We start from the raw sequence: 280 nt of genomic DNA on the forward strand, positions 1-280 counted from the left end.
CCAAAACCTGCAGATATAGTAACGAATCAAACCATTTGTTCGGGAGCGACCTTCACCTGGAACGGTACGGATTATACAACGAATCAGACAGGAACAAGATTCCCAGGAGCAGACGGTTGTACGGCAGATCAAGTGTTGAACTTGACTGTAACGCCAAAACCTGCAGATATAGTAACGAATCAAACCATTTGTTCGGGAGCGACCTTCACCTGGAACGGTACGGATTATACAACGAATCAGACAGGAACAAGATTCCCAGGAGCAGACGGTTGTACTGCAG

The 280-nt window shown here is 46.8% G+C and carries 1 protein-coding gene; it reads left to right on the top strand.

The window, feature by feature from the left end:
* The coding region (locus tag B0E44_RS18855) for a hypothetical protein (RefSeq protein ID WP_165688808.1) at positions 1–280 on the top strand (280 nt) is incomplete at both ends.

The organism is Flavobacterium sp. A45, from assembly GCF_002001005.1.
In the GTDB taxonomy this organism is placed as follows: Bacteria; Bacteroidota; Bacteroidia; order Flavobacteriales; family Flavobacteriaceae; genus Flavobacterium.